Origin of the sequence: Rhodococcus sp. 852002-51564_SCH6189132-a (assembly GCF_001665495.1) — a bacterium.
Taxonomy (GTDB): domain Bacteria; phylum Actinomycetota; class Actinomycetes; order Mycobacteriales; family Mycobacteriaceae; genus Rhodococcus; species Rhodococcus pyridinivorans.
In genome coordinates, this window is sequence record NZ_LZMJ01000025.1 from 1 (window position 1) to 5,061 (window position 5,061).

At 69.0% G+C, this 5,061-nt stretch carries 6 protein-coding genes; all 6 read right to left on the reverse strand.

Annotation, left to right across the window (positions count from 1 at the left end):
* Nucleotides 1–92: 92 nt before the first annotated feature.
* The 6 genes from A5767_RS05165 to A5767_RS05190 all read right to left on the reverse strand — a co-directional run bounded on the left by A5767_RS05165 (nucleotide 93) and on the right by A5767_RS05190 (nucleotide 5,057).
* Nucleotides 93–767, reverse strand: a complete 675-nt coding sequence (locus tag A5767_RS05165; protein WP_006550780.1) for an ABC transporter permease — start codon at nucleotides 765–767, stop codon at nucleotides 93–95.
* The gene (locus tag A5767_RS05170; protein ID WP_006550779.1) at nucleotides 764–1,408 is read right to left on the reverse strand and encodes an ABC transporter permease; all 645 of its coding nucleotides are present in this window, start codon (nucleotides 1,406–1,408) and stop codon (nucleotides 764–766) included. Before A5767_RS05170 ends, A5767_RS05165 begins: the two co-directional genes overlap by 4 nt.
* Nucleotides 1,405–2,514, reverse strand: a complete 1,110-nt coding sequence (locus tag A5767_RS05175; protein WP_024102447.1) for an ABC transporter ATP-binding protein — start codon at nucleotides 2,512–2,514, stop codon at nucleotides 1,405–1,407. Before A5767_RS05175 ends, A5767_RS05170 begins: the two co-directional genes overlap by 4 nt.
* Before the next feature lie 16 nt (nucleotides 2,515–2,530).
* On the reverse strand, nucleotides 2,531–3,442 hold the full coding sequence (locus A5767_RS05180) for an ABC transporter substrate-binding protein (protein ID WP_024102446.1): 912 nt from the start codon (nucleotides 3,440–3,442) through the stop codon (nucleotides 2,531–2,533).
* Nucleotides 3,443–3,525: 83 nt separating this feature from the next.
* Nucleotides 3,526–4,026, reverse strand: a complete 501-nt coding sequence (locus A5767_RS05185; protein ID WP_064851842.1) for a cysteine dioxygenase — start codon at nucleotides 4,024–4,026, stop codon at nucleotides 3,526–3,528.
* A gap of 206 nt (nucleotides 4,027–4,232) precedes the next feature.
* A complete protein-coding gene (locus A5767_RS05190) occupies nucleotides 4,233–5,057 on the reverse strand; it encodes an amidohydrolase family protein (protein WP_231913125.1) in 825 nt (274 codons plus the stop codon).
* Between the last annotated feature and the right edge of the window lie 4 nt (nucleotides 5,058–5,061).

Consider the following 5,061-nt stretch of genomic DNA (forward strand, 5'->3'; position numbering starts at 1 on the left):
GCCACGCGATATGACAAACTCGCGACCGTCTACCGCGCTGCCGTAGTGCTGAACGCCGTCGTCGCCTGGACAAAGCACTTGTCAGACATACCCTAGTCGCGCGAGGCCCGGACGCCGGGTGAGACGAGCAGTCGGCCGAGGACCGCGAAGAGCGCGAGGATCACCAGCGAGCAGATCCCGGCGAGGGCGGCACCGCCCACGACCAGGGCGTAGTCGCTGCGCGCGAGACCGTCCACGATGGGCCTTCCTACCCCGCCGAAGCTCACTGCCGCGGCGATCGTGGCGGTCGCGACGATCTGCACGGCGGCGGTGCGCAGGCCGACGAGGATCAGCGGCAAGGCCACCGGCAGCTGGGCCCGCAGCAGGATCTGGGACGAGGTCATCCCCATCCCGCGGGCGGCGTCGGTCAGCGCCGGGTCGATCCCGCGGATCCCTTCGTAGGAGTTCAACAGGATGGGTGGGATCGCGAGTGCCACCAGCGGCACCATCACCGGAACGAGCCCGATCCCGTACAGCACGACCAGCAACACGAGCAGGCCGTAGGTGGGGAGGGCGCGTGCGGCGTTCGCTGTGAGCGACACGAGCACACCGCCGCGGCCCGTGTGCCCGGTCCACAGGCCGAGCGGCAACGCGAGGAGCACGGAGATCACGAACGCGAGCAGGGTATAGCCGAAGTGCTGGGCCAGTCGCGTCGGGATCCCGGACGCGCCCGACCAGTTCGCGGAGTCGCCGAAGTATTCGGCCAGATAGTTCAGCAGCGTCGTCATCGGCGCACCTTCGAGGTGCGGTGCATCCACGGCGTGGCGAGACGCTGGACGAGCACGAGCACCGCGTCGACGACCAGTGCCATCACGACGGTCGCGATGATGCCGATGATCGCCAGATCGAGTCGGTCGAGCTGCACCGAGGCGGTGAACAACGCGCCGAAGGCACCCATGCCGATCAGCGCTCCGACGCTCACCATGCTGATGTTCGCGACCGTCGCGACCCGCAGCCCCGCGATGACCGCGGGGATCGCCAGCGGCAGGTCGACGGTGAGCAACCGGCGCGGCGTCGAGAATCCCATCGCCACCGCCGACTGGCGGACACTGTCGGGCACAGCACGCAATCCGTCGACGACGTTCGGGACGAGGCCCGCCAGCGCGTAGACGGCCAGCGGAAGGATCACGGTGGTCCGGCTGATCCCGGTGAACGCGATGAGCAGGACGAAGAAGGCAAGCGACGGAATCGAATACAGGACACTGCAGACCGCGAGCACCGGGGCGTACACCCGCGGCCACCGCACGCACGCGAGGCCCAGCGGCAGAGCGAGGACGAGGCCGAGCAGCGACGCGCCGAGGGCCATGACGAGATGATCGCCGAGCAGTTCCCAGAACGTCCCGAGGTAGCCGGGAATCCGCAGGCTCACCGCAACTTCCGCATCGCGAGCGGAGACGGGGTGCCGGCCTCCCTGTGGTTGTGCGCCGCGCGGACCGCCGCGGTCACCTCTTCGCCACTGATCACCCCGAGCGCACGTCCGTCGTCGTCCACCGCCACGGCATGGCCCGACGGTGAGAGCACGGCCGCGTCGAGCACGACGCGCAGCGGATCCCGCCCGGGAACGAACGGCTTTCCGGCCGGCAGGAATTCCGCATCGGCACTGCCGTCTCGCCACCCCGTCGGGCGTCCGTCGTCGTCGACGACGAGAAGCCAGCCGTCGCCGACGGCGAGTTCGGCGGCATCGCGGGTGACGATCGGATCGGTGCGCAACGGCAGGTCGGCGGACGAGAAGAACGACATGAGTCGCACACCGCGGTCGACGCCGAGGAATCCGGCGACGAAATCGTCGGCGGGGGAGGTGAGAAGCTCCTCCGGAGTCGCGTACTGGGCGAGCACCCCGCCCGGCCGCAGGACGGCCACGCGGTCGCCGAGCTTGATCGCCTCGTCGATGTCGTGGGTGACGAGCACGATCGTCTTGGCCAGCACCGATTGCAGGCGCAGGAGTTCGTCCTGCAGATCCTTGCGGACCACGGGATCGACCGCGGAGAACGGCTCGTCCATCAACAGGATCGGAGGATCGGCCGCCAGCGCGCGTGCCACACCGACACGCTGCTGCTGCCCGCCGGACAGCTGAGCAGGATAGCGTTGCGCCAGTTCTTTTCCGAGGCCGACTCGGGTGAGCACGTCCATCGCGGTCGCGCGGGCCTCCTTACGGCTCGCGCCGAGCAACCGGGGCACGGTGGCGACGTTGTCGATCACTGTGCGATGGGGGAACAGCCCGGCGTGCTGGATGACGTATCCGATGCCGCGGCGCAGGATCCGGGGATCCTCGTCCCGGACGTCGCGGCCCCCGACGAGCACACGCCCGCTCGAGGGCTCGACCATCCGGTTGATCATGCGCAACGAGGTGGTCTTCCCACACCCCGACGGCCCGACGAACACCGTCAGGGTGCCCGTCGGGACTTCCAGCGAGAGTCCGTCGACGGCGACGGTCCCGTCGGGATAACGCTTCCCGACGTTGTCGAATGTGATCACGTGGCACCGACTTCCGTCAGTTCAGATCGTTCTGCTGCAGCCACTCCTCGGCGACGACGTCGATGTCGCGACCGTCGGTGACCACCTGTCCGACCAGGACGACGAGGGTGTCGGTGGTGAGCTTGTCGGACACGGCGTCGATCTTCGCGACGTGGTCGTCGTCGAGATCGGCGCGATGCACCAGCGGGGTGACGTTCTGGGCTCCGAAGACCGATTCCGGGTCCTCCAACGCAACAAACGGTTCGGTGCTCAGCGACGGATCGGTGGTGAAGATGTTCGCGGCCTGCACGGTGCCGTCCGAGAGCGCGCGGATGGTGATGGGGCCACCGGTGTCGGTGGGGACGAATTCGCGGAACTCGACCCCGTACACCTCACGCAGACCCACGACACCTTGCTGACGCGTCTCGAACTCGGGCGGTCCGCCGAGGACGAGTTCGCCGGCGACCGGCGCGAGATCGGCGATGCTCACAAGGTTGTAGCGCTGCGCGGTCTCCTCGGTGACGACGAGGGCGTCCTTGTTCTCACCGGGGGCGGAGGCCAGGATCTCGAGCCCGTCCGGAAGGGCTTCGGACAGGGCCGCATTGACGTCCTCCGTCGTCGAGGCGGTGCTGTCGGGGTCGACCCGCGCGAGCAGTGCGCCGTTGTACTCCGGGACGAGCGTGATGGCACCCGAGGCGACCTGGTCGTAGTAGATCTCGCGGCTGCCGATGTTGAACTGGCGGGTGACCTCCGCCCCCGTGCTCTCGAGCGCCTGCGAGTAGATCTCCGCGAGCAGGACGTTCTCCGGGAAGTTCGCCGAACCGACGACGATCGCGCCTCCGTCCGCTGTGTCTCCGGCGAGGGGATCCTCGTCTCCGCCGCCGGAACAGGCGGCCAGGGCGAATACGGACACGGCGAGAAGCGCGGTGGTGCGTGCGAAGCGTTTCACGGGTTGCTCCCTCGGATGCGGCACGGTCGGTTTTCGACTCTATCCCGGCGGATACCCACTGTGCCGGATTTGTCACGAGTGGATCACCAGTCGTCGCCGGCACGCTCCGAGGTCGTGAGGGCGAGGATGCCGCTCTCGAGACGGTATCGGCTCATCGAGTCCAGCGCGGGGGTATAGGCGTGCACGGTCACCGCCGGGACGGGACCGTCGTTGACGACCTCGTGCACGTGCCGATCGTCGAATCGACGCGTGACACCCGCCGACAGATGGGTGCGGGAGAGCGTCACACGTTGCCCGGGAAGATCTTCCGACCACGGCTGGTCGACGGTGTCCTCCCGGACCTGTCCCTGCGCGACGGCGAATGCACCGGCACTCCCACCGTGATCGTGGATCCCGGTGCGCTGCCCGGGAAGCCAGCTCAGCAACCACACCTCGTAGTCGTCGGCGACGGCGAGCCGGGTGTACCAGCGTTCGGTCTCGTCGAAGCGGACGAGCGGACGCCAGCGGGAGACGTCCGCGGCGATGTCACGGACGATCTCGGCGAGATCGACGCGCACGGAGGGGGACAGAAGAGCAGCAGCCATCGTGGTTCCTCGAAACGGGAGCCGGACGGGATCGTAGGGTCGTCCGGGCAGGGGAAGTGGGTCGGGCCGGGATCAACGACAGGCGCGACAACCACAGAAACCACCGGCGATGCGGACGTAGTCCACATGAAGCCTGCGATGCCGCAGGGTCGCCGGAAGACGCATGTCGCTCACTTCAGCGGCCGGATGCGGCACTGTCAAGATTTTCACTCGTGTGACGTTCGGAACAACCGGGCCGGATTGCGTCGCCGTACGGGCTCGTCGCGCGCGTCGCCGAACAGCAACGGTGCTGCGTACGGGCGGTCCGAACCGAGCACGACGCGGTCGGGGCCGAGTCCGGACGCCACGGCCTCGACGATCTCGGGACCGTACGACGAGGTGTCGACGAACACTCCGGCCGACGGGACCGTCGCCGGTCCGCCGCGCGCGGCCATCCGGTCGGCGTGCAGCGGCGCGAGCCCGGCGAGCATCGCGAACCCTACGCGCAGTCCGGGGAGGCGAGGGGCCCCGTACTCGTGCCAGGCGAACCACGCGGTGTGCATCTGCGCCACGTACGACACCATCGCCGGCCACCACGGCGGAGCCGACGGATCGGCCGCGGCGGGCCCGGGATGCACGAACAGGGGAGCACCGACGCGGTCGAGTTCGTCGAGGAGCGGGGCGCACCGCGCGTAGCCGTCGGCATCCGCCAACGCGGTGGCGGGAAGCTGGAGACCGACGCAGCCCGCCCCGAGCACCTTGCGCAGCGCCGCGGGATCGGGATCGTCGACCGACGCTGCCGCCCACGCCCCGAACGGGTGCGGCAGCGCGAGCACTCCCTCGTGGTAGGCGTCGAGCAGGCCGGCCCCGTCGGCTGCGGGAAGCGTTTCGATCCCCAGCGGGCTCGACAACGACACCAGCGCCAAGTCGATGCCGTCCTGCGCCGCGAGCTCGGCCCGCCGGGCGATCGAGTGATTCTGGCTCTTCGCAGTTAGCAGTGGCATTGGCGCCGGCTGGGTGCGACCCGACGTGATCGACGAGTGCAGGCCCACCGTA